The organism is Micromonospora sp. NPDC049559 (genome assembly GCF_040676675.1).
Taxonomy (GTDB): Bacteria; Actinomycetota; Actinomycetes; order Mycobacteriales; family Micromonosporaceae; genus JBFAPK01.
The window spans coordinates 213948-234294 of the sequence record NZ_JBFAPK010000003.1 but is presented as its reverse complement, the minus strand read 5'-3'; the positions used below and the strand labels follow the sequence as shown (position 1 = coordinate 234294).

The 20347-nt window shown below is 70.1% G+C and carries 22 protein-coding genes, 1 tRNA gene and 1 other RNA gene; 14 read left to right on the top strand and 10 right to left on the bottom strand.

Translation table 11 applies throughout. From position 1 onward, the window contains the following. Positions 1–74: 74 nt before the first annotated feature. Positions 75–647, top strand: a complete 573-nt coding sequence (locus tag AB0J86_RS06730; protein ID WP_363853601.1) for a TetR family transcriptional regulator — start codon at positions 75–77, stop codon at positions 645–647. Positions 648–831: 184 nt separating this feature from the next. Here the strand turns inward: AB0J86_RS06730 and AB0J86_RS06725 are convergent, their stop codons facing one another. Then, the gene (locus AB0J86_RS06725) at positions 832–1479 is read right to left on the bottom strand and encodes an Rv3235 family protein (RefSeq protein WP_363853598.1); all 648 of its coding nucleotides are present in this window, start codon (positions 1477–1479) and stop codon (positions 832–834) included. 306 nt (positions 1480–1785) lie between these two features. Beyond that, positions 1786–2013 carry a helix-turn-helix domain-containing protein gene (locus AB0J86_RS06720; RefSeq protein WP_363853595.1) on the bottom strand — a complete coding sequence of 76 codons (228 nt, stop codon included), beginning with the start codon at positions 2011–2013 and terminating at the stop codon, positions 1786–1788. A gap of 231 nt (positions 2014–2244) precedes the next feature. On the opposite strand from AB0J86_RS06720, the gene AB0J86_RS06715 reads away from it, so the two are divergent. Continuing rightward, complete coding sequence (locus AB0J86_RS06715; protein WP_363853593.1) at positions 2245–2757, top strand: hypothetical protein; 513 nt, start codon at positions 2245–2247, stop codon at positions 2755–2757. A gap of 103 nt (positions 2758–2860) precedes the next feature. Here the strand turns inward: AB0J86_RS06715 and AB0J86_RS06710 are convergent, their stop codons facing one another. After that, positions 2861–4036: a hypothetical protein gene (locus tag AB0J86_RS06710; protein ID WP_363853590.1), complete on the bottom strand. Its 1176-nt coding sequence runs from the start codon at positions 4034–4036 to the stop codon at positions 2861–2863. 317 nt (positions 4037–4353) lie between these two features. Here AB0J86_RS06710 and pruA point away from each other — a divergent pair, with 317 nt between their 5' ends. The 11 genes from pruA (at position 4354) to AB0J86_RS06655 (ending at position 13940) form a co-directional block, all read left to right on the top strand. Further along, on the top strand, positions 4354–5991 hold the full coding sequence (gene pruA / locus AB0J86_RS06705) for an L-glutamate gamma-semialdehyde dehydrogenase (protein WP_363853587.1): 1638 nt from the start codon (positions 4354–4356) through the stop codon (positions 5989–5991). Positions 5992–6461: 470 nt separating this feature from the next. Then, positions 6462–6980, top strand: a complete 519-nt coding sequence (locus AB0J86_RS06700; RefSeq protein ID WP_363853585.1) for a PadR family transcriptional regulator — start codon at positions 6462–6464, stop codon at positions 6978–6980. Positions 6981–7084: 104 nt separating this feature from the next. Continuing rightward, positions 7085–8206 carry a peptide chain release factor 2 gene (gene prfB / locus AB0J86_RS06695; RefSeq protein WP_363853582.1) on the top strand — a complete coding sequence of 374 codons (1122 nt, stop codon included), beginning with the start codon at positions 7085–7087 and terminating at the stop codon, positions 8204–8206. A gap of 140 nt (positions 8207–8346) precedes the next feature. Then, positions 8347–9027, top strand: a complete 681-nt coding sequence (gene ftsE, locus AB0J86_RS06690) for a cell division ATP-binding protein FtsE (RefSeq protein ID WP_363853579.1) — start codon at positions 8347–8349, stop codon at positions 9025–9027. A gap of 79 nt (positions 9028–9106) precedes the next feature. Beyond that, a complete protein-coding gene (ftsX, locus tag AB0J86_RS06685) occupies positions 9107–9982 on the top strand; it encodes a permease-like cell division protein FtsX (protein ID WP_363853576.1) in 876 nt (291 codons plus the stop codon). A gap of 187 nt (positions 9983–10169) precedes the next feature. Continuing rightward, positions 10170–10646: an SsrA-binding protein SmpB gene (smpB, locus tag AB0J86_RS06680; protein WP_363853573.1), complete on the top strand. Its 477-nt coding sequence runs from the start codon at positions 10170–10172 to the stop codon at positions 10644–10646. Between the two features lie 153 nt (positions 10647–10799). Beyond that, positions 10800–11175: a transfer-messenger RNA gene (gene ssrA, locus AB0J86_RS06675) on the top strand. A gap of 169 nt (positions 11176–11344) precedes the next feature. Then, entirely contained in the window at positions 11345–11824 is a 480-nt protein-coding gene (locus tag AB0J86_RS06670; protein WP_363853570.1) for a hypothetical protein, read from the top strand. Positions 11825–11862: 38 nt separating this feature from the next. Next, positions 11863–12810, top strand: a complete 948-nt coding sequence (locus tag AB0J86_RS06665) for a hypothetical protein (RefSeq protein ID WP_363853567.1) — start codon at positions 11863–11865, stop codon at positions 12808–12810. 368 nt (positions 12811–13178) lie between these two features. Next, positions 13179–13769, top strand: a complete 591-nt coding sequence (locus tag AB0J86_RS06660; protein WP_363853565.1) for a YqgE/AlgH family protein — start codon at positions 13179–13181, stop codon at positions 13767–13769. Between the two features lie 98 nt (positions 13770–13867). Beyond that, positions 13868–13940 (top strand) — tRNA-Ala (locus tag AB0J86_RS06655). A gap of 286 nt (positions 13941–14226) precedes the next feature. On the opposite strand, the gene AB0J86_RS06650 is transcribed toward AB0J86_RS06655, so the two are convergent. From AB0J86_RS06650 to AB0J86_RS06640, 3 genes are all read right to left on the bottom strand, one after another. Next, positions 14227–15210, bottom strand: a complete 984-nt coding sequence (locus AB0J86_RS06650; protein ID WP_363853562.1) for a class I SAM-dependent methyltransferase — start codon at positions 15208–15210, stop codon at positions 14227–14229. Positions 15211–15580: 370 nt separating this feature from the next. Beyond that, positions 15581–16882, bottom strand: a complete 1302-nt coding sequence (locus AB0J86_RS06645; RefSeq protein ID WP_363853560.1) for a helix-turn-helix domain-containing protein — start codon at positions 16880–16882, stop codon at positions 15581–15583. Continuing rightward, complete coding sequence (locus AB0J86_RS06640; RefSeq protein WP_363853557.1) at positions 16875–17042, bottom strand: hypothetical protein; 168 nt, start codon at positions 17040–17042, stop codon at positions 16875–16877. Before AB0J86_RS06640 ends, AB0J86_RS06645 begins: the two co-directional genes overlap by 8 nt. Positions 17043–17587: 545 nt before the next feature. Between AB0J86_RS06640 and AB0J86_RS06635 the strand changes: the two genes are divergently transcribed. Then, positions 17588–17821: a winged helix-turn-helix domain-containing protein gene (locus tag AB0J86_RS06635; protein ID WP_363853555.1), complete on the top strand. Its 234-nt coding sequence runs from the start codon at positions 17588–17590 to the stop codon at positions 17819–17821. A 338-nt stretch (positions 17822–18159) separates the two neighbouring features. Here AB0J86_RS06635 and AB0J86_RS06630 read toward each other — a convergent pair whose 3' ends face one another. The 4 genes from AB0J86_RS06630 to AB0J86_RS06615 all read right to left on the bottom strand — a co-directional run bounded on the left by AB0J86_RS06630 (position 18160) and on the right by AB0J86_RS06615 (position 20050). After that, the gene (locus AB0J86_RS06630) at positions 18160–18600 is read right to left on the bottom strand and encodes a hypothetical protein (RefSeq protein WP_363853553.1); all 441 of its coding nucleotides are present in this window, start codon (positions 18598–18600) and stop codon (positions 18160–18162) included. After that, positions 18587–18775 carry a hypothetical protein gene (locus AB0J86_RS06625; RefSeq protein ID WP_363853550.1) on the bottom strand — a complete coding sequence of 63 codons (189 nt, stop codon included), beginning with the start codon at positions 18773–18775 and terminating at the stop codon, positions 18587–18589. The genes AB0J86_RS06630 and AB0J86_RS06625 overlap by 14 nt, the downstream gene beginning before the upstream one ends. A 134-nt stretch (positions 18776–18909) precedes the next feature. Then, complete coding sequence (locus tag AB0J86_RS06620) at positions 18910–19170, bottom strand: DUF6244 family protein (RefSeq protein WP_363853547.1); 261 nt, start codon at positions 19168–19170, stop codon at positions 18910–18912. A 670-nt stretch (positions 19171–19840) separates the two neighbouring features. Continuing rightward, positions 19841–20050: a hypothetical protein gene (locus AB0J86_RS06615; RefSeq protein ID WP_363853545.1), complete on the bottom strand. Its 210-nt coding sequence runs from the start codon at positions 20048–20050 to the stop codon at positions 19841–19843. Positions 20051–20347 lie beyond the last annotated feature (297 nt).

Here is a 20347-nt window from a genome sequence, read left to right as displayed (position 1 = left end):
ACGCACCCAGATGTCAGTGACTGACGTCAGGCTAGCACGCGGATGTCAGGATCTGTCATCACTATGATCGGAGCATGAGTCGATGGGAGCCGAACGCCCGCGGCCGGCTGGAGCAGGCCGCCCTCGCGCTCTACGGCGAGCGCGGGTTCGAGCAGGTCACGGTGGCCGAGATCGCCGGGCGGGCGGGGCTCACGGAGCGGACCTTCTTCCGGCACTACGCCGACAAGCGGGAGGTGCTGTTCGCGGGAGCGAGCGCCCTCCAGGAGATCCTCGTGGGCGCCGTCGAGGAGGCGCCGGACGCCGCGGCGCCGATGGAGGTGGTCGCCGCGGCCTTGGCGGCCGTCGGCGCCATGTTCGACGAGCGCCGCGACCTGGTTCGGCAGCGGCAGGCCGTCATCGCCGCGAACCCGGAACTCCAGGAACGCGAGCTGATCAAGCTCGCGGCGCTGGCCACGGCGCTCGCCGGGGCACTGCGCGACCGCGGCGTCCCCGAGCCGGCCGCGAGCCTGACCGGGCAGACCGGGATCGCCGTCTTCCGGGTCGCCTTCGAGCGCTGGATCGACGACCCCGGGCGGCGGGGACTGGCCGAGGTCGTCCGGGAGTCGTTCGACGAACTGCGGACGCTGGCCGCCGGGCCGAGCGTCTGACCATGGTTCCGGCATCCGCCCGCCGCTGACCGCGCCTCCGCCGGGCGGCCCGGACGCGAGGGGCTTGCCCCGGGGGTGCGCGTGAATCCCCGGGACGCGTGGCTCACCGGAATGCATGCCTCACGGGAACAGCTGGGTACCCGGAACGCCCACCGGTACCGCCAGGTGGGCGCCCCGGGAGCTGTCAGAGCAGATCGAGGGTGGTGCCGAGCCACCGCCCCTGCCGGTGTTCCAGCCGGAACGCGAGGGCCCAACTGCGCCGATCGGTACCGATCGAGGCGGCCGCCTCCACCACCCCGGTACGGGGCTCGCAGGCCCGTACCAGCCGGAGCCGGACCAGCTCGCGCGCCCGGCCCGGCGTGCGGCGCTGCGCGACCAGCCGCGCGGTGCCGCTGGTGAGCCGCTCGATGATCTCCGTGGCGTGCGCCGGCTTCGTCAGCGGGCGGATCTGGGCCACGGGCCGGTAGCCGTTGACTATCTCGAGGCAGGTGGCGGCGAACCGCCGGGCCGCGCGCTTCGCCTCCGGCGAGGCCAGGGCGAGTGCCTCGGGCGGCAGGGGCGTCGCGGTGGTCGCGCCCTCGCCGCCCGCCCGCTCGGGCCCGCTCCGGCCGGGAAGCCCCTCGGTGCGCCCCGGTCCGGCGGGCGGGGCGAGCGGCACCGGTCGGCGGCCGCGCCCGCTGGACCGCGTCGGCAGGTTCAGGGTGAGTTGCCCGCCCAGCTCGCGGGCTAGGCCCGACATCGGGAACTCGTCGTCGAAGGGCGGGTCCAGCGGCGGTGCCGGGCGCAGCCGTACGGCGGGGCGTACCGGCGTCCGGGGGCGTACCTCGCGCATCCGACCTCCTTTGATCTTGCGTTTGTCTTCGTTTGCTTTCGACAGCTCCCATTAGTAGCGAAGGATTAGTCGTCCGTCAATGTCTTGATCTCCGTCGACGGCGAACTCGTGCCGGTGCCGGCGAGTGGGTTCCCGCCGACCAGAGGGGCCCCGTCGGGTCCCCGCGTCCGCAGCGCTCAAGTGATCCACACACTTTTCGAGAAAGAGGCCCTTCGCGGGCACGCCGAGGCCACTCTTTCTCTGTATTTGCGCGGAAGCTCCGGGCGGAGTCGGCCGACCCGCGACCGGGACGTCAGGGCCCTCGGCCTACTCCGGTTCGCGCTCGACCAGTGGGTTGCTCTGCACCCAATCGGCCGTTTCGGCGTACTTGCGCTGGATGTACTCCTCCAGCCGGGCGCGCTCCACCCGCCACTGCCCCCGCCCGCCAATCTTGATCGCGGGCAGCTCGCCGCTGCGCACCATGTGGTAGACCTGCGAGTCCGACACGTTCAGCTCGGCGGCGACGTCGGAGAGGAGCAGGAACCTGGGCTCCACGGGAACTCCCGGTGTGGGTCGGCGTTTGCCTCAGTTTGCCACCGACTGCCGCCGGTGACGCGGGGCGGTCGCCCGCAGTGATCGCACGCGGAGGCGGGGCGGGACACACCCGGGGCGGATGGGCTTGGCGTGGGGGCCTGCGGGGTGTAGTACAGGGACGGCGCCGCGCATGATCGGTGCCGCGGCGGGGCAGGGTGCTCCGTACGCAGCCCGAACGGGGGAGAACCAGCGGTGACCGACCAGCCTGTCCGGATCTACCTCCCGGCCACCCTGCCGCTCCTGGCCGAGCTGCGGCGACGGGGCGAGATCGACGTCGTCGAGGCGCACGCCGTGACGCCCTCGCTGCGCGAGTGGTACGCCGAGGGCGACGAGGAGGAGTTGGAGTACGTCGCCTTCACCCGGGCCGCCCAGGCGGCGCTACGGCTGCTGCGGGCGGCCCCGGACGCGCCCCGCCGCCGCGTGGTGGTCTCCGTGGACCTGCCGGCAGCCGAGGTCGGGCGCGGTGACGGCGAGCTGGGTTCGAGCCTCGTCCGGCTCGCGCGCCCGGTACCGGTGGGCGCGGTCGCGGCCATCCACCTCGACGGGGCCGAGGCCACGCCGGAGGTGGAGGCGGCTGTCGAGGTGGTGGAGGAGGCGCTGGCCGGGGACCCGGACGCGCAGTTCACCGTGGACGGCGCCGAGGACCACGAGCTGGAGTGGTACGACCCCTCCGAACTCGATCCCCTGCTCCGGGACCTGACCTAGTCAGGTTGCTCCCACCGGGCCTGATCACGCCGCACCGGGCCGCAGCGCACGGGACCACACGGTGCCGGACCACACGGTGCCGGACCGGGCGGTGCCGCGCGAGTCATCGGCCGGCGGTGGCCGCCTTGTCGTCGGCACCGGCGGCGGGGGTCGCGGTGGCGACCAGCGCCTCGTCGTCGTCCTTCTCCCCGTCGGCCGGCTCGCCGTCGACCTCCGGCGCGTCGCCGGGCGTGACGGGCTCGGCCGCGTCGGTGGCGCCGGGGCCGGCCGGTGGCTCGCTGGCGGGATCGGCTGCGGGGTCGGCCGGCGGGCGCAGGGTACGCCCGAAGGCGATCAGCGCGACGAACGCGCCGACGAAGAGCACCCCGAGCGCGTAGTCGAAGCGGGAGGAGCCGAGCCAGCCCTGGGCGGTGTCGTCGGACTCGCTGAGCGCCCGGGCCAGTTCGAGGACCCGGCCGCCGGCGGTCCAGGTGAGCGCCTCGGTGGCGAGCAGGAGCAGGCCCGGCCCGGCCCCGGCGATCAGGTACGCGGGCCAGCGCAGCCCCGGCCGGGTCGACTGGCGGGACTCGGCGCGGCGCTGCTCCCAGCGCAGGTACGCGAAGGCGACCAGCCCGGCGAGGACGCCGCCGACCAGCCAGGCGGTCCGCAGGAACCATTCGAGCGCGGTGACCCGGGACTCCAGCGACTCGCCCGACCCGTAGAGCGACAGCAGCGGGTGCTCGAACTGGTTCATCACGTAGGAGGCCGCGAAGACGGCCATCCCGGCGGCGACCACGCCACCGATCATGGGGGCGCTGCGCAGTCCGCCGGCGGCACCGCCGATCGTGGCGGCCGCCGCGATGGCGCCCGCGAGCACCATGTTGACCGGGTCTCCGCCGTAGGTGGCCGTCACCGCGACGGCGGCCAGCACCCCGACGAGCAGGCCGGCGCCGACCGCCACGGTGAAGCGGGGCGCGGTCCGGACGACGCCGCGCCGGGCGAGCAGGTTGGTCGCGGCCAGCCCGGTCGCGGCCCCGCTGAGCAGGCTGGCCGAGATCACACCCGGGAGCGAGAGCGCTGTCATGCTGATCGCGATGGAGTCGACGTTGGCCGAGGTGATCGAGCGCTGACCCGACCAGAGCATGGCGGCGAGCCAGGCCACGGCGATGACGGCGAAGGCGCCGGCGCCGGGGGCCGGCAGTACCTCGGTCGACCGCGCCGCCGGAGGCTCGCCGGCCGCGCGGCTCGACCTGGCCGGCCGGCGGCCGGAGGTCGCGGTGATGCCCGACTCTTTGGTCATCGTCTCCCCTTCGACGGGTGTCCGGAACCGCACGGGTGGGGCGGCGGGGACTCGGGGCGGCGCGCTGGGGGCCGCCGGCTCTTCAGGGTACGCGGGGCGCCGTTGCCGACCGCGCGGTGCTGGTGGGGCGGGTTGTCCGCCCGGGGCCCCGGGGCACCGCCCGGATCGGCGATCCGGACGGCTCGTGGCAGGATTGGCGCAGGTCCCGCCGCCGTACCTCCGGACATCCCGGGGTGCGGGCCAGGGTGCCCGGCCAACCGGTCGGTGCCCGCGGGTCCGATTTCGCCGAGGCTGTCGAGATCGCCCAGGAGCATGTGATGGACGCCGTCTTCGCCGTACCGGAGCCGCACAACGAGCCGGTCCGCAACTACGAGCCGGGCAGTACCGAGCGGGAGAGCCTGCGGCGGCGGCTCGACGAACTCGCCGCCGAACGGCTCGACCTGCCGATGACCATCGGTGGGGAACAACGGATGGGCGCGGGTGCGGCCATCGACGTCGTGCAGCCGCACCGGCACGAGCATGTGCTGGGGGTCACCCACAACGCAACCAACGCGGATGCGCTGGCCGCGGTGACGGCCGCGAAGCAGGCCGCCCCCATGTGGCGTGATTTGTCCTTCGAGGACCGGGCCGCCGTGTTCCTCCGCGCCGCCGACCTGCTCTCCGGCCCCTGGCGGGACACGCTCAACGCCGCCACGATGCTCGGCCAGTCGAAGACGGCCATCCAGGCCGAGATCGACTCGGCCTGCGAGCTGATCGACTTTCTGCGGTTCAACGTCTTCTTCGCCCGCAAGCTCCTCGCCGAGCAGCCGGCCTCCTCGCCCGGCGTGTGGAACCGGTTCGACCACCGGCCGCTGGAGGGCTTCGTCTACGCGATCACCCCGTTCAACTTCACCGCCATCGCGGGCAACCTCCCGGCGACGCCGGCACTGCTCGGCAACACGGTGGTGTGGAAGCCGTCGCCGACCCAGCAGTTCGCCGCGCACTTCACCATGCGGCTCTTCGAGGCGGCCGGCCTGCCCCCGGGCGTGATCAACATGGTCACCGGCGACGGGATCGCGGTCTCCGAGGTGGCGCTGGCCGACCCCGACCTGGCCGGCATCCACTTCACCGGTTCGACCAAGGTCTTCCAGCACCTCTGGCGGACCGTCGGCGAGAACCTCGCGGGTTACCGCGGCTACCCGCGGCTGGTCGGCGAGACGGGCGGCAAGGACTTCGTGATCGCGCACTCCAGCGCCGACGTGGACGCCCTGCACACCGCCCTGATCCGGGGCGCGTACGAGTACCAGGGCCAGAAGTGCTCGGCCGCCTCCCGGGCGTACGTGCCGAGGTCGCTCTGGGAGGACGGGCTGCGGGACCGGCTGGCGGCGACCGCCGACGGGCTGCGGTACGGCGACGTCACCGACTTCGGCAACTTCGGCGGTGCCGTGATCGACGCGCGGGCGTTCGCCCGGCACACCGCGGCGCTCGACATGATCAAGCAGGACGGCGCGTGCCGGATCCTGGCCGGCGGTACCGCGGACGACTCGGTCGGCTACTTCGTCCGGCCGACGCTCTTCGAGTGCGACGACCCGACCCACGACTCGTTCACCACCGAGTACTTCGGGCCGATCCTCGCCGTGCACGTCTTCGACGACGCCCGGTTCGAGTCGGTGGTGGCGCAGGCCGAGGCCGCGGCCCCGTACGCGCTGACCGGCTCGATCTTCGCGACCGACCGCCGCGTGATCGACTGGGCGAGCGAGGCGCTGCGGTACGCCGCCGGCAACTTCTACATCAACGACAAGCCGACCGGCGCGGTGGTCGGGCAGCAGCCGTTCGGCGGCGCCCGGGCCAGCGGCACGAACGACAAGGCCGGGTCCTGGCACAACCTGGTGCGCTGGATGTCGCCGCGCACGATCAAGGAGACCTTCGTCCCGCCGACCGACCACCGGTACCCGCACATGGGTGCCGCCGACTGACCCGCCCGGACCGGCCCCCGCCCGCGCGGGGTCCGGTCCGTGATCGAGGTCCGGTCCATGATCGAGTCGTCCCCGGTTCGGGTCAAAGCCGCCCGACCGCCCGCGCGCCGCGCCCGGCCCGCCTAGGCTCTGTCCCGCCGATCACTGTCGGCCCGCGTGCGTCCGGGCCACCGCCGGCGGCGTCGCCGTTCCGTCCGGACGTCACATCCGCTGTCCGGACGGATCTCCGCCAGGCCACGCGCGCCGGAGGCCGGCGGCTCGCGTGGTACGTGACGCGCGTCGCGCCCTGCGCGTGGCCGCCCGGATGCCGCCTCGACGTGACCGGCCGGGTCCGATCGACGGGCGTCAGCGCGACGCATTGATCGTCCTCAACGGACAGTCCGCCACCGACAGTGCACAGTGGAACACCCGTTGGTGTGTATCGTGTCAAATCCTGGACGTAACGATTGCAAAGTGGCAGCGTAGAGGGCATGGCGGATACAGGAATCAACCCGACCGCAGCCGCGCTGCTGGGGCTGCTCCACGAAGGACCGATGACAGGCGGCCAACTGATGGCCGCCGCCGAGCGGCGTCTCGCGCCGTACTGGTCGATGACTCGCAGCCAGGTGTACCGGGAACTCCCGGTCCTCGCCGAGCAGGGTCTGGTCCGGCTCGGGAAGCCGGGGCCGCGCTCCAGCCAGCCGTACGCGATCACGGCGGCCGGAAAGCGGACATTCTCCCGTTGGCTGGCGGAAACCCCCGGACGGGACACGGTACGCAACCCGGTCGCCCTGCGGGTCGCCTTCGGGCCGCAGCACTCGGCGAACCAGCTGAAGAACCTCTACACGGGGGCCAACGAGTACCACACCGAGGCGCTCGCCTCGGCCCGCGAGCAGGCCCGGGACGCGAAGAAGGCCGGCGACTCGTACGGCGCCGCGGCCCTGGAGTTCGCGGTGGCGTACCACAAGGCGGCGCTGTCCTGGCTGAAGACGGCCCCGGTCACCAGTTGACCGCCCGCGTCCGCGGCTGGTCCGGTGCGACCCCGGGCGGGGGGTCGGCCGGCGAGCGTGGCAGGTGACCTGCACCGGCGAGCGAAGACGTACTCTTGACTGTTGTGACCGCTGCCGAATACGCCGACCAGCTCAAGGACCTCGACGCGACCCTGCGCAACATCGAGGCAGTACTCGATCTTGACCGGTTGCGTCAGGACAAGGTGAAGCTAGAGGAGGCGGCCTCCGCCCCCGACCTGTGGGACGACCAGGTCCGGGCGCAGGAGGTGACCTCCAAGCTGTCGTACGTCAACGGCGAGATCAGCAAACTCGAAACCCTGCGCTCCCGGCTGGACGACGCGTACGTGCTGCTCGAACTCGCCGAGGCGGAGGCGGACTCGGGGACCCTGCACGAGGTCGAGAGCGAGATCGGCGGGCTCCGCAAGGCGATCGACGAGCTGGAGATCCGCACCCTGCTCTCCGGCGAGTACGACTCCCGCGAGGCGCTGGTGGCCATCCGGGCCGGCGCGGGCGGCGTGGACGCCGCGGACTTCGCCGAGATGCTGCTGCGGATGTACCTGCGCTGGGCCGAGCGGCACGGCTACGCGACCGAGGTCTACGAGACGTCGTACGCCGAGGAGGCGGGGCTGAAGTCGGCCACCTTCGCCGTCAAGGTCCCGTACGCCTACGGCACGCTGAGTGTCGAGGCGGGCACCCACCGGCTGGTCCGGATCAGCCCCTTCGACAACCAGGGGCGGCGGCAGACGAGCTTCGCGGGCGTCGAGGTGTTGCCCGTCACAGAGCAGACGGACCACATCGACATTCCGGAGAACGAGATCCGGATCGACGTCTACCGTTCGTCCGGCCCGGGTGGACAGAGCGTGAACACGACCGACTCGGCCGTACGGATCACGCACCTGCCGACCGGGATCGTGGTGACCTGCCAGAACGAGAAGTCCCAGCTGCAGAACAAGGCCTCCGCGCTGCGCGTGCTCCAGTCCCGGCTGCTGGAGCGCAAGCGCCAGGAGGAGCAGGCCAAGCTGCAGGGACTCAAGGCTGACGCGGCCGGCTCGTGGGGCGACCAGATGCGTTCGTACGTGCTGCACCCGTATCAGATGGTGAAGGATCTGCGAACCGAGCAGGAGACCGGCAATCCGTCCGCGGTCTTCGACGGCGAGCTGGACGACTTCATCGAGGCGGGAATCCGCTGGCGGAAGCAGCAGCAGCTCGCGGCCAACGCCGGCTAGCAGGCACGACGACGGTCGGGCCGGTGGCGCCCACGACGGCGGCCACCGGCTGGTGACGGATCACCTTCTTTGCGACAATGCGGGCTGCACGGTGGGCGTCGGGCTTGGCGTTTTCGTCACACCGCGTAGACTCACCACCCGTGATTCAGCTTGAGCAAGTGACGAAGACGTACCCGAAGTCGTCCCGGCCCTCGCTGGACGGCGTGTCGTGCTTCATTGAGAAGGGCGAGTTCGTCTTCTTCATCGGCCCATCCGGTTCCGGTAAGTCCACCATCATCAAACTGCTGTTGCACGAGATTACGCCGAGTAAGGGCAAGGTCATCGTGAACGGCAAGGACGTCACCGCGATGCGGTCGTGGAAGCGTTCTCACTTCCGGCGCTCGATCGGCTGTGTCTTCCAGGATTTCCGCCTCCTGCCCAACCGCACCGCCTACGAGAACGTGGCGTTCGCGCTGGAGGTCATCGGGAAGACCAAGGCGGTCGCCCGCCGCGTCGTGCCCGAGGTGCTCGAACTGGTCGGGCTCGGCGGCAAGGAACACCGCTACCCGCACGAGCTCTCCGGCGGTGAGCAGCAGCGCGTCGCGGTGGCACGGGCCTTCGTGAACCGTCCGCTGATCCTGCTGGCCGACGAGCCGACCGGAAACCTCGACCCCGACACCTCGATCGAAATCATGCGGCTGCTGGACCGGATCAACCGGACCGGTACCACGGTCGTGATGGTCACGCACGACTCCAACATCGTGAACCAGATGCGGCGCCGGGTCGTAGAGATCGAGAGCGGCCGCATCGTGCGCGACCAGGCCCGCGGCGTATACGGGTGAGCCGGCTCCTCCCGCCGACCGGCCGGCACTGACCTGACGACGAACCACACTCTCTGCGGAGATCCGGAAGGAACCCCCGATGCGCGTGAAATACGTCCTGTCCGAGGTGTTGGTCGGGCTGTGGCGCAACGTGACGATGACCATCGCGATGATCATCACGATGGCCGTGTCGCTGACCATGCTGGGCGCGAGCGGCCTGATGTATCTCCAGGTCAACAGCATGAAGTCGTACTACTACGACAAGATCGAAGTCTCGATCTTCCTGAACAACGACGTCACGGACGCGCAGCGTGCCGATCTCCAGAACGCCCTGGACAGCGATCCACTCGTGCAGAGCACCAAGCACGAGACCAAGGACGAGGCGTACAACAAGTTCAAGGAGATGTACCGGGACGCGCCGGACCTGGTGAACAACATCAAGCCGGACCAGTTGCCCGAGTCCTTCCGCGTGAAGCTCAAGGACCCCGAGCAGTACGAGCAGATCTTCAACAAGTACAAGGACCAGGAGGGGATTGAGGAGATCGTCGACCAGCGTCGACTGCTCGACAAGATCTTCAACATCCTCGGTTCGGTACAGAACATGGCGCTGGTCGCCGCCACGGTGATGGCGATCGCCGCCCTGCTCCTGGTTGGTAACACGATCCAGGTCGCCGCCTACAGCAAGCGCCGCGAGGTCGCGGTCATGAAGCTGGTCGGCGCCTCGAACTGGTTCATCCAGGCCCCGTTCGTACTGGAGGCCGTGGTCGCCGGTCTGCTCGGCTCGATCATCGGTTTCGGCGCGCTGATACTCGCGAAGGTCTTCCTGCTGGACGGATCGCTGCGCGACCTCACCACCCTGCTGACCCCGATCGAGTGGAGCAGTGTGCTGCTGATGTTCCCGCTCATGGCGGGCGTCGGCGGTCTGATCAGCGCGGTCACCGCCTGGGTCACCCTCCGCTTCTACCTGCGGGTCTAGCTGCGGGTTCGGCTCGTACTCCGGCGCCGCCCGGCGGATTTTTCTCCCGCCGGGCGGCGTTCGTACATTCGGGCCGCGCGTACCCGGCGACGGCCGGTCGGTCGACGGGCGAAACTCGCCCAGACCGGGCCGGGTGACGGGGTAGCATGGCGCGGCCGTTTCGACGCAGAGAGGGGTGTGGGCGCAGATGCCACGGGAGAAGGGGCGAAAGGTCGTCGCCTCCAACCGGAAGGCGCGCCACGACTACGCCATCCTCGACACCTACGAGGCGGGACTGGCGCTGACCGGTACGGAGGTCAAGTCGCTGCGGGCCGGGCGGGCGTCGCTGGTCGACGCGTTCGCCCAGGAGCGCGAGGGGGAGTTGTACCTGCACGGGATGCACATCCCCGAGTACGCGCAGGGCACCTGGACCAACCATGAGCCCCGACGTACCCGCAAGCTGCTGCTGAATCGGCTCGAAATCAACCGGTTGATCGGCAAGCTGCAGGAGAGCGGCCTCACGCTGGTACCGCTCTCGCTCTACTTCTCCGACGGCTGGGCCAAGGTCGAGATCGGGCTCGCCAAGGGTAAGAAGTCGTACGACAAGCGGCAGGACCTGGCCAAGCGCGACGCCGACCGCGAGATCGCGAAGGCGATGGGGCGGCGCGGCAAGGGCATGGGCTGAGCCGGACGCGTGTGGCTTTCTGAGATATAAATCACTTATGCCCGGCTTCTGGCCTGGCGCACGCTTGATGCCGGTGTGTCCCGGGGGTATCCGGGATGAAGTCGGCGCTCGGAGGCGTTAGGCTTGAGTGGCCGCGAGAGCGCGGCCCATCGAGGGGGTGACTGGTTTCGACTTCGTACGTTGCGGCAGGGGAAGCGAGCCGAGGAAGCCGACGTCGTCTCGAGAATCGTTCGTCGGAAACCAATAAGCGCCAAGCAGAATCGCGCTGACTTCGCTCTCGCCGCCTGAGGCGAGTAGCAAGTCTGTCGGCCTGGGAGTGCCTTCGTCCCAGTTTGCCGGCATCAGCTAGAAGGCTGGCCAACTGAACCCGGTCGCGGGGTTCACGCGGCGAGACTAATCAGCGACTGGGCCCGTCACACCGACTCGCTCGCGTGATCGGAGGGGCCGAGTAGAGGCACAGCGAGCTGCGCTCGGAGAAGCCCTGACAAGGCGCCGAAGGACCCGGGTTCGATTCCCGGCACCTCCACCTCGACCACCGCGCCCCGGTCCACCGGACCGGGGCGCGGTGCTGTCCGGAGCGGGCGCGGTGTCGTGGACCGTGGATGCGCACCGTCAGATGCCGCCTGGGGCTGGACAGCGGCGGTGGCGAGGTCCACCATCGGTCCATCCGATCGGCGCGCACCCTCCGGAGGTGTGTGATGGCCACAGACCCGTCCCCGCAGCCGAACCCGACGTCCACGATCTCCGAGTCACCCGCGTTCGGGCTGGCGCGCCGCCGGCGGGCCGCGCTCTCGCGGCACATGCACCTGCTGGAGGAGGCCCTCGCCGGTGCGGCCGCCGATCCGGCCTGGCGCCGCCGGGTGGGCGCCCGGCTGGGCCGCCTGCGGACGTCCTTCGCCGCGCACGTCGTGGCCACCGAGGGACCCGACGGGCTCTACACCGACCTCCTCGACCAGGAGCCCCGGCTGGCCCGGGGCGTACACGTCCTGATCCGGGAGCACGGCGCCATCGTCGCCGCGATGTCGGCTCTGCAACGCCGCGCGGACTTCCCGGAGACCACGGCCGAGCAGTTGCGCGGCTGGAGCGGCGAACTGCTGCGGGCGATGTCACGACACCGTCAGCGCGACGCCGATCTGCTCTACGAGGCGTACCGGATGGACATCGCCGGCGAAGCGTGACGGGGAACCGGGCGTAGATCGTCCGCGTCTGACCCGACATGATCCGATTCTCGGCCCTGCTGGGCCTACCTTTGATCCTGACTCTCGCGGCCTGCGCGCAGGTCGATCAGAATGCCGGTCCCGCCAACTCGCCTGACCACGGCCAGGAGCGGTTCCGGCAGCGGGCGACCACGGTCGCCGCGGCCTGGCGTACGGCACCGGGCCGCCAGCAATGGCAGAGCGGATTCGTCCCGCTGCAGGACCCTACCGTGCTGCCCGGTGACCCGAAATTCAGCAACGAGACCAAACAGGCGTTCCTCGCCGGCTGGTACACCGCCCGGACCAACCTGCCGACGGCCAAGCCGGCCGACGGCCGCATCCGCTTCCCGAACGGGACGCTGGCCGTACCGCTGATCGGCGCCGAGGAGGCGTACCGGCAGCTCGACCAGGGCGACCCGCCACGCTGCACCGAGACCCCCGCGGCGCCGCGCACCGGCGGCACCGGACCGGACGGCACCGTGAGCACCCCCGCCACGATCGCCTGCACCCCGTTGACCGTCACCGGCGTGAAGCTCGGCAGCGTCACCGTACGCACCAGCCGCGGTGACGCCGAGGTACCCGCGTGGCTGTTCACCGTCGCGGAACTCGCCACCCCGGTGGCCCGGCTGGCCGTCGCCTCCCCGGCCGTCGCCCCGATGCCCAGCGCGAACGTGCCCCCGCTGGAGAGCCCGGACAATCTGGTGGCGGCCCAGGACCTCACCAAGGTGGACGGCGCGAAGCTGACGTACCGGCTCGGCGTGGGTGCCTGTGACCAGAACCTCACCCCGCTCGTGCAGGAGTACGAGGACCTGGTCGTCGTCGCCGGCAGCGTCACCCGGTCCGGCGGTGTCTGTACCGAGCAGCTGCTGGTCAAGCCGGTCACCGTCACCCTCGGCGCCCCGATCGGAACACGGACCGTGCTCGACGGGCTGAACGGTGTGCCGCTGCGGGTCACCACGGCGGGGTGACCGGACCGACGCGACCGCGCCGACCCGTACGGCCGGACCCGCCCGGACGACCGGCCACCTGAACCCCGTCGAGCGCCCGCTGTCCAGCGGCGGCGCTCGGCGGGGAATGCCTACCGGAGGTGGGTGACTACCCGAACCGCTCCCGATCGATCCTCACACTCGCATCCAGACCTTAACCAGCGCCACCGCCGCAAGCTATGGTGCCAGTCATGGCGTTGACTACGCGCACGGCGATCATCCACCGCGTGGACCCGGTGGTGCCGGTCCAGGCTCCGACCCGGCCGGCCGCACCCCGTACCGGACCCGCGACATCGGCCCCCGGCGGCGCCCCGTCCTACCGGACAGCCCGGGCGTAGCGGGAGATCGGCATGTACGGCGAGGGGCAGGCGATCGGGGGACGGTCCATGGAGTCGATGACCGGACGGCTGCTGGTCGCGACCCCCGCTCTGAAGGACCCCAACTTCGACCGGACCGTGGTGCTGCTGGTGGCGCACGAGTCCGGCGGCGCGTTGGGTGTGGTGCTCAACCGGGCCACCGAGGTGCCGGTCTCCGAGGTACTGGGCGAATGGGGAACCCTGGCGCGGGACCCGGCCGTGCTCTTCGAGGGCGGACCGGTGCAGCCCGAGTCGGCGATCTGCCTCGCCCGGATGCGTAACCCGGTCCACCGGGTCAAGGGATTCCACCAGGTCTCCGGTTCGATCGGCACGGTCGACCTCTCGGTCGACCCCGACCGGCTGCGGGACAGCCTGACCGGCATCCGCGTCTTCGCCGGCTACTCCGGCTGGTCGCCGGGACAGCTGGAGGAGGAGATCTCCGGCGGGTCGTGGTTCGTCCTCGACGCGCTTCCCGGCGACGCCTTCGTCGACCGGCCGGACGACCTGTGGCCCATGGTGCTGCGCCGCCAGGGCGGGATGATGGCGGCGGTGGCCCACTTCCCGCCGGACGTCGCGCTGAACTAGGCGGCGCCCCGGCGGGGGTACCCCTCCCGGATGACCACCGGCGCGGGCATGTGTAATATTCCGTGGGTGCCCGGGAGACCGGGGACGCAGCAAGGCAAGGGGCCGTGGCGCAGCTGGTAGCGCACCACACTGGCAGTGTGGGGGTCAGGGGTTCGAGTCCCCTCGGCTCCACCCTTGGAAACAGCAGGTCAGCGGCCTGGTCGAGCGATCTTCGACCAGGCCGCTGATTTTTCCTCCGGCCCGTTGCTCTCACGGTTACCGAGCTGCGTACCGTCAGCGGCCAGCGGCCGACAGCGGCGCTCGACCCTCGGCGACCACGCGCACGATGCTCGCTGTCGACCTCTCCTCCCCGTGGGACCTGGCCTAATACAGCGCTCGACGCAGGAGGGGCCCGGCACGGACGCCCGGCGTCCATGCCGGGCCCCTCCTGCCCACTCGTCCCGCTCATCGCACGGCGTCAGCGCTTGACGTCGTAGATGCGGTTGGTGACGGTCTCCATGGCGAGCTTCCAGGTGCGCAGGCCGGCCTCGTCGGCAATGGTCCGCATCGCCTCCTCACCCGCGTGGTTGCCCAGCGCGTGCGGGCCCTCCTGCGCCATCGCACTAGGCAAGCAGAGGGTGACCGAGGTCGCCGTGAAGGCCCGCCCCACCGGGTTGATGTTGTCCAGCGGGTTCGCTGCGGTGTTCGGCTCCACGATCATGCAGGTACCGTCCTCGGCGAGCACCTTCTCGGCGTGGCGCAAGGCACCGCCCGGGTCGCCCAGATCATGTAGGCAGTCGAAGAAGGTGACCAGGTCGTACGGACCGCCCGGGAATGCCTGCGCGGTGGCGACCTCGAACGTCACCCGGTCACTCAGCCCCTGCTCGGCCGCCATCCGCCGGGCCGCCTCGATCGACGGACCGTGGAAGTCGTACCCGTGGAAGCGCGAGTTCGGGAATGCCCGGGCCATCAGCAGCGTCGAGTACCCGTAGCCGCAGCCGACGTCGGCCACCGACGCGCCGGTCTCCAACTTCGCGACGACCCCGTCCAGCGCCGGCAGCCACTCCGCCACGAGCGAGGCCGCGTACCCGGGCCGGAAGAACGTGGCCACACCCTCGAACAGTTCCGGCGCGTGCTGCTCCCAGCCGACGCCCGCACCGGTACGGAACGCGGCCATCAGCGCGTCCTCGCTGCGGTACAGCGCCTGGAGCATGGTGAAGGAGCCGATCGCGTACGCCGGCGACGTCGGATCGGCCAATACCGCGGCGTGCTCGTCCGGCAGCAGGTAGGTGTCGCTGTCCGGGTCGTACCGCACGTACTCCCCGGCCACCTGGGCTGCCAGCCACTCCCGCACGTACCGCTCGACCAGACCGGTCCGATCGGCCAGCTGCCGCGAGGTGAGCGGTCCGGCCCCGGCCATCGCCGTGTACAGACCGAGCCGGCCACCGAGTGAGGTCGACAACCCGGCGAATGCGGCGCCACTGTCGGTGACCACACGCCCCAGGAATTCCATCACCTTCTCTTGCTCAAGCCCATTTGCCAAGTCCGCCACGGTCCTCCCCTGATCTGCTCCGATGTCGTCAACCCGGTAGCTCGCCGACGCATGCGGCGACGGACGTACGCTACCCAGCACGAAATCTTGAGGTAACGGTCCGTGATGGAAATTACCTGGTTCACCCTGCGGGGCAACTGAGACGCGAATGTGCTCTGGCCCGCCGGCTCCGTGCTCGTCGTCGGGCTGATCACCATCCTCGGCCTTGCGCCCGCCGAGGTTGGGCTGTTCCAGCACTTTGGGCGACTGCCCAGGTTCGAAGGGCTTTGGGTAGCGGTTGTCAGCCGGGCAGCCCCATGCGTTTGGCCAGTTCGGTGACGGATGCGGCCGGGGTGCCGGTGGCCTGGGCGAGGAGGTCGATCATGATCTCGCGCGCGGCGGGTCGGTGCCGGATCTCGGCGGGGGCGAGGCGTTCGGTGTCGAGCAGGGTTTCGGCGGCGGCGGTGAGGTCGCCGACCTGGGCGTACGCGCGGGCGAGGTCGAGCAGGAGGTGGGCGCGGCGCTCGGGGACGAGCCGAGCGAGGGCCCGCGGAACGATGCGGTCCCGGAGTTCGAGGGCTCGCCGACCGTCGCCGAGCACGACGGCGGCGGAGATCCGGTACAGGTGCGAATTGGCGGGTCCGAAGCTGGTCCAGTAGTGGTTGTGGCCGTCGCCGACGGCCTCGGCGGCCCGCTCGGCACCCTGGAGCAGCTCGTGCATGGTGGCGGGGTCGCCGAGGTGGGCCGCGGCCAGGGCACCGCGTAGCAGCAGCGCTCCGACGACGGAGAGCCGGGCGGGGTCGGCCGGGTCGCCGCCGCTGTCGGCGGCGAAATGCTGGGCGGGGGCGAGGTGGTGGGCGGCGACGACGTGGGTTTCGAAAGCCGGACGGACGCGGCCGAGGGCGAGCAGGGCATTGCCGGCCCGGCCGATGGCGATGCCGACGAGCAGCGGGTCCCCGGCCCGTACGGCGGCGGCCACCGCGCGGTCGGCGGTGAGCCGGGCGAGTTGCGGGTCGCCGAGCTTGCGTAGCACCGACGAGGCGATCTGGTACGCCTGCGCGAGCAGGTGCGCGGCGCGCGTACCGTCGTCGTCGCCGGTGTGGCGGCGGTCGGCGACCTGCGCGTCGTGCAGGAGCCGGGGTAGCCCGGCCGCCAGCCGCTGGTAGTCGGCGTGTTGGTAGGAGAGCCACGCGTGGTCGACGGCCTTGCCCAGCTCGGCCAGGTCGGTCGGCTCGGTCCCCTCGGGCGGGTCGCCGGCGTCGCTGTCGTCGCCGGGGTGCGAATCCGCGGGCGGGTACCGTTCCAGAGCGGCCCGGAGGTGATCGATGCCGTCCCGGCCGGTGTCGCGCGCGTCGGTGCCGCCGTGCGATCCGGTGTTGCCGAGCAACTGCGCGACGTCGACGCGGAGCACGCCGGCGATGTCGTTGATGACGGAGTAGCGGTCGAGGCGACGGGCGCCGCGTTCGACCTTGTCGACCCAGCTCTTGGACTTGCCGATCCGGTCGGCGAAGAGCTGTTGGGTCATGTTGCGGCGCCCGCGCCAGTAGGCGACGCGGCGCCCGATCGGCAGCTCGTTCGAGAACACGGGACGGGCCTCAGGCATCGCCGCCGGTCCCGGTCGGGTCGTCCGGCTCGGCCCGCTCGTAGACGACCGCGCCGTCACACCGCGACCGCACGGTGAATTTCTCGGGTACGGGGTCCTCCGCCGCCTCGGGCCCGTGACGCCCCGGGTTGTCCGAGCCGGTCGGCCCGATCACGTCCATCTCGCCTCCCGATCGCATGAACCACTTCGACCGTCGGCCCACGTCGCCTCCCTCCTGCCGCGTCCGTCCTTTACCGGGGCCGAACGGGTACGACCGAAGTCCGGCACCCGCGCCCCTGCCCGGCGTCCGGCCGCCGCGGGGCACGGCGGCCGGGTAACGGCGCTAGCCGGCCGACGTCCTCCGCCGCGTACGCCGCGCGCGCCGCTTCCGGCTCTTCCGCCGGTACGGCCTCAGCCGGTGTTTCCTCGTCCTCCGTCGTCGCCGTCTCGGACCCGGTCACGCCGGTCTCCTCTCGGTCGGGGGTGTGGATTTGGCGTGCCGGGGCAGCCCGAACCACCAGCTCAGGCTCGGGTAACCAAGGGGCGGTCCCGACCACCCCGACACGGTCCGGGCGGTGCCAGCCCCGGGAGCGGAACACCTGGCTGCCGAGCAAGGAGTTCCATCGCGGTCAACATACCGAGCTAAGTTACCTAAGTCAACGGCCATCTTGTAGTTAACAAGGTGGCCATGGTCAGATAGAGGTGCCGAGCAAGGAGTGCCACCTCATGACCAGTCGACCCGCCGACTACCTGCGCCTCGTGGAAGCCATTACGGACCGGATCCGGAGTGGCGAGTTGGCGCCTGGAGACAAGCTGCCCAGCTACTCGCAGCTTGCTGCGCAGTACAACACCAGCATCTCTACTACCCAGGCAGCGCTGCGGATTCTTCGAGATCGAGGTCTCGTAGAGGGTCATCAGGGCAAGGGAACCTACGTGACCCAAGATCCGCCGCTGACGTAGATCGGAGGCTTGCCCGTTGCAGGAGGCCAGGGCTGACGCCGGCGAGTGTCGTGCCCAGCCTTCCGTGGCCGGGAAGCTCGCCGATGTTGACGACCTGGGAGCCAGTGCGCCGGGCAGTTCACGCTCTGCCGGTCGCGTACTCGGCTGCTCGGCAGCTTAGCCAGTCGGGCGAGAAGGAGTCGCCGCATTTGTGGTTGATCAATGGAGTGCCTGGAGGTGCCCCCGCTGAGACTCCGAACCAAGATCGCCACTCCCGCTACCCCGTACGCACTTCCGGGCTACGGGGTAGCGGGTAGCGGCGTCCCTCGCCTCGTCGACGGCAGCACCGTTCGTGCCGTTCAGGAAACCTCGATGGCTGCTTCCGCCCGGTCGAGGTAGTTCCACCACTCCTCGTCGTCCCGACGGCAGGATGACAGGAGGTTGGCGGCACTCACGAAGGCCAGGATGAAGACGTTCTCCGTCGGGACCGACGGCGCGAACGGCTGACCGTCGACCAGCTTGAGCAGGAACTCGGAGGTCTCCGTTTCGGTCGGCCTGGCCCATGTCTCAGCCCGAGCAATCTCGGCCGCAACGGCGCGAGTCTCCGCCTCGCTCGGCTTGCCGCGATGGATGTCGTGTAGGACGTACAGCGTGACGGCTAGGACTAGCTCCACGCCCTGCTTAGTCGTCTGATCGTCTGGGAACGTCTTCAGCGCTGCATCAAGCTTTGGGAAATCCCGCTTCACGGCAGCGTCAAGAGCATTCCGCACCAAGGGTTCGACACGGCTACTGATCTTCATCCTTCTTCTTCCGCTCATCCCGCTTGTCGAGCCATGCCCTACCGGCGCTACCGGCCGCTACGGCTCCCAACACCGATCCAACGATTGCCTTGACTGCAATAGGCATGAACTCCGAAAAGGCAGCCCAGATCGTGGAGGCTGCCGCCGCGCTGAAACCGAGCGCTTCCGGGCTCATGATCTCACGTGGTGGCGCGGTCCGACTCTTCCTGGCATCGGCGTCACGTCGGGATCTCGACGCCGCTGCGGCGTTGGGAGCGGGCGCCTGCGCAGTCGAGGGTGACCGGCCTGTCTCGCCGCCGTCACCCCCGTCTAGTTTCCCAGGGCTTTAGTCCTCGTGATGGTTGCCTGTACCTGCTCCTTCGTTCCAGCGGGCATCTGCGCTGCCTGGCTCAAGGCTTGGATCAGCCGGTCTAGCTGCGCGACGAGTTGCCCGGAGCCGCCCTCCAGTGCGCCCGCGACGAGGCGCCGCGCCTCGGTTGCAGCCTGTCCAGCAGAAGCGACGTGGCTCTGTGTCTCCTCCAGCTTCCGTAACGCTGCCTGCAACTGCGCGATGATCTGTGCCGCGCTCATGTCCTCCCCCAGGTCCAGCAGTTCAACGAATCCCCGATGTGATCAGTCCTCAGCAGCTTACTCAACTTGCCCCGGTCATACACGCCCATGACTGCCTTGTGCGAACGGGGATCACTCCACGTCGAACGCGACCAAGGCGCGGAACTCGACCCGAAGGGGTGGAGATGTCCGTGGTCACAACTTGTGCTTCTTCCGTGCTGTAGATCCAATGGTCAGACGGCTCGGCGTTGATGGGCGAGTCGAAGTGATCGACGCGGAGCTGGCGGCATATCCGCCGCTGATCTGTGATGGTTGCCAGGAGTTCCGTCCAGATTTCGGCGGCCGCCTTATCTGAGCCGCAACGGTCAGCCCGCAACGCCCGCACAGGGGTCTGTTCAAAGCGGTTAAGGATCGGCCGAAACTCGTTTCCCGCCTTGGGTATGCTCACGATCATTCTGTCGTCTAATGTGTCGGTCTGGCATCAGCGACCGTCGGTGCGAGTCGAGCTCCTTGCCTACTCCGCTCCATTCGGGGGATAGCTGAGGGTGTGAAATTTCTTGTGCACATCGGACGGCGAGTAGTTAAGGTCCGACTCATCGTGGATGAGTTGGCGAGGGCTTTCTGGAGCGGCGAAGTGAGGCGTTGGCCGAGCGGGTGCTGGACGTACGGTTCGGCGGCGACCGCCCGTTCCTCAGTACCGGTCGGCGTTGCGTTCGGCGGCGGCGTGCCACCAGCCGGGTGGGACCGGCCCGGTAACGGTCGAGGTCGGCTGGCTGGGGTGCAGTCCGAGACGCCGAAGCGCGGCGGCCTGAATCCGTACGTCGAACCAGCCGTGCCAGTGACCGTCCTCGCCGATGCCGCAGGCCAGACCCAGATAGATCTCGTCCGGCACGAAGGGCATCCAGTCGATGCCCCGGTCACGCAGTCAAGCGCGGACCGCGGCCCTCGGCTCCGGACACCCCGGAACGTTCTCGTAGGCCGCGATGGTGACCCAGTCATCCCTCGAAGCGTTCATGGCGACCATCATGCCCGGTCTGAATCGACGGGGCCGCGAGAGCTGCGGCGATCTGGGTGAGTTCCCTGGTCACGGGCGTGTTCATGGGTGGTGGTACGAAGCGGTCGCACCACCCGGCCACCCGCGTCCGGACATCGGGCGGTAACCGCACCGAAAGGTTGCTCTTGACAGGTGAGATTTCCC

What these genes read in the sequence shown, in the direction of transcription:
- AB0J86_RS06630 (WP_363853553.1), bottom strand. Translation starts at nt 18,600, where the DNA reads ATGAAGATCAGTAGCCGTGTCGAACCCTTGGTGCGGAATGCTCTTGAC.
- AB0J86_RS06670 (WP_363853570.1), top strand. Translation starts at nt 11,345, where the DNA reads ATGGCCACAGACCCGTCCCCGCAGCCGAACCCGACGTCCACGATCTCC.
- AB0J86_RS06700 (WP_363853585.1), top strand. Translation starts at nt 6,462, where the DNA reads ATGGCGGATACAGGAATCAACCCGACCGCAGCCGCGCTGCTGGGGCTG.
- AB0J86_RS06730 (WP_363853601.1), top strand. Translation starts at nt 75, where the DNA reads ATGAGTCGATGGGAGCCGAACGCCCGCGGCCGGCTGGAGCAGGCCGCC.
- AB0J86_RS06660 (WP_363853565.1), top strand. Translation starts at nt 13,179, where the DNA reads ATGTACGGCGAGGGGCAGGCGATCGGGGGACGGTCCATGGAGTCGATG.
- AB0J86_RS06645 (WP_363853560.1), bottom strand. Translation starts at nt 16,882, where the DNA reads ATGCCTGAGGCCCGTCCCGTGTTCTCGAACGAGCTGCCGATCGGGCGC.
- AB0J86_RS06625 (WP_363853550.1), bottom strand. Translation starts at nt 18,775, where the DNA reads ATGAGCCCGGAAGCGCTCGGTTTCAGCGCGGCGGCAGCCTCCACGATC.
- AB0J86_RS06640 (WP_363853557.1), bottom strand. Translation starts at nt 17,042, where the DNA reads ATGGACGTGATCGGGCCGACCGGCTCGGACAACCCGGGGCGTCACGGG.
- AB0J86_RS06635 (WP_363853555.1), top strand. Translation starts at nt 17,588, where the DNA reads ATGACCAGTCGACCCGCCGACTACCTGCGCCTCGTGGAAGCCATTACG.
- smpB (WP_363853573.1), top strand. Translation starts at nt 10,170, where the DNA reads ATGCCACGGGAGAAGGGGCGAAAGGTCGTCGCCTCCAACCGGAAGGCG.
- AB0J86_RS06710 (WP_363853590.1), bottom strand. Translation starts at nt 4,036, where the DNA reads ATGACCAAAGAGTCGGGCATCACCGCGACCTCCGGCCGCCGGCCGGCC.
- AB0J86_RS06665 (WP_363853567.1), top strand. Translation starts at nt 11,863, where the DNA reads ATGATCCGATTCTCGGCCCTGCTGGGCCTACCTTTGATCCTGACTCTC.
- pruA (WP_363853587.1), top strand. Translation starts at nt 4,354, where the DNA reads ATGGACGCCGTCTTCGCCGTACCGGAGCCGCACAACGAGCCGGTCCGC.
- AB0J86_RS06725 (WP_363853598.1), bottom strand. Translation starts at nt 1,479, where the DNA reads ATGCGCGAGGTACGCCCCCGGACGCCGGTACGCCCCGCCGTACGGCTG.
- AB0J86_RS06615 (WP_363853545.1), bottom strand. Translation starts at nt 20,050, where the DNA reads ATGCCCTTCGTGCCGGACGAGATCTATCTGGGTCTGGCCTGCGGCATC.
- AB0J86_RS06620 (WP_363853547.1), bottom strand. Translation starts at nt 19,170, where the DNA reads ATGAGCGCGGCACAGATCATCGCGCAGTTGCAGGCAGCGTTACGGAAG.
- ftsX (WP_363853576.1), top strand. Translation starts at nt 9,107, where the DNA reads ATGCGCGTGAAATACGTCCTGTCCGAGGTGTTGGTCGGGCTGTGGCGC.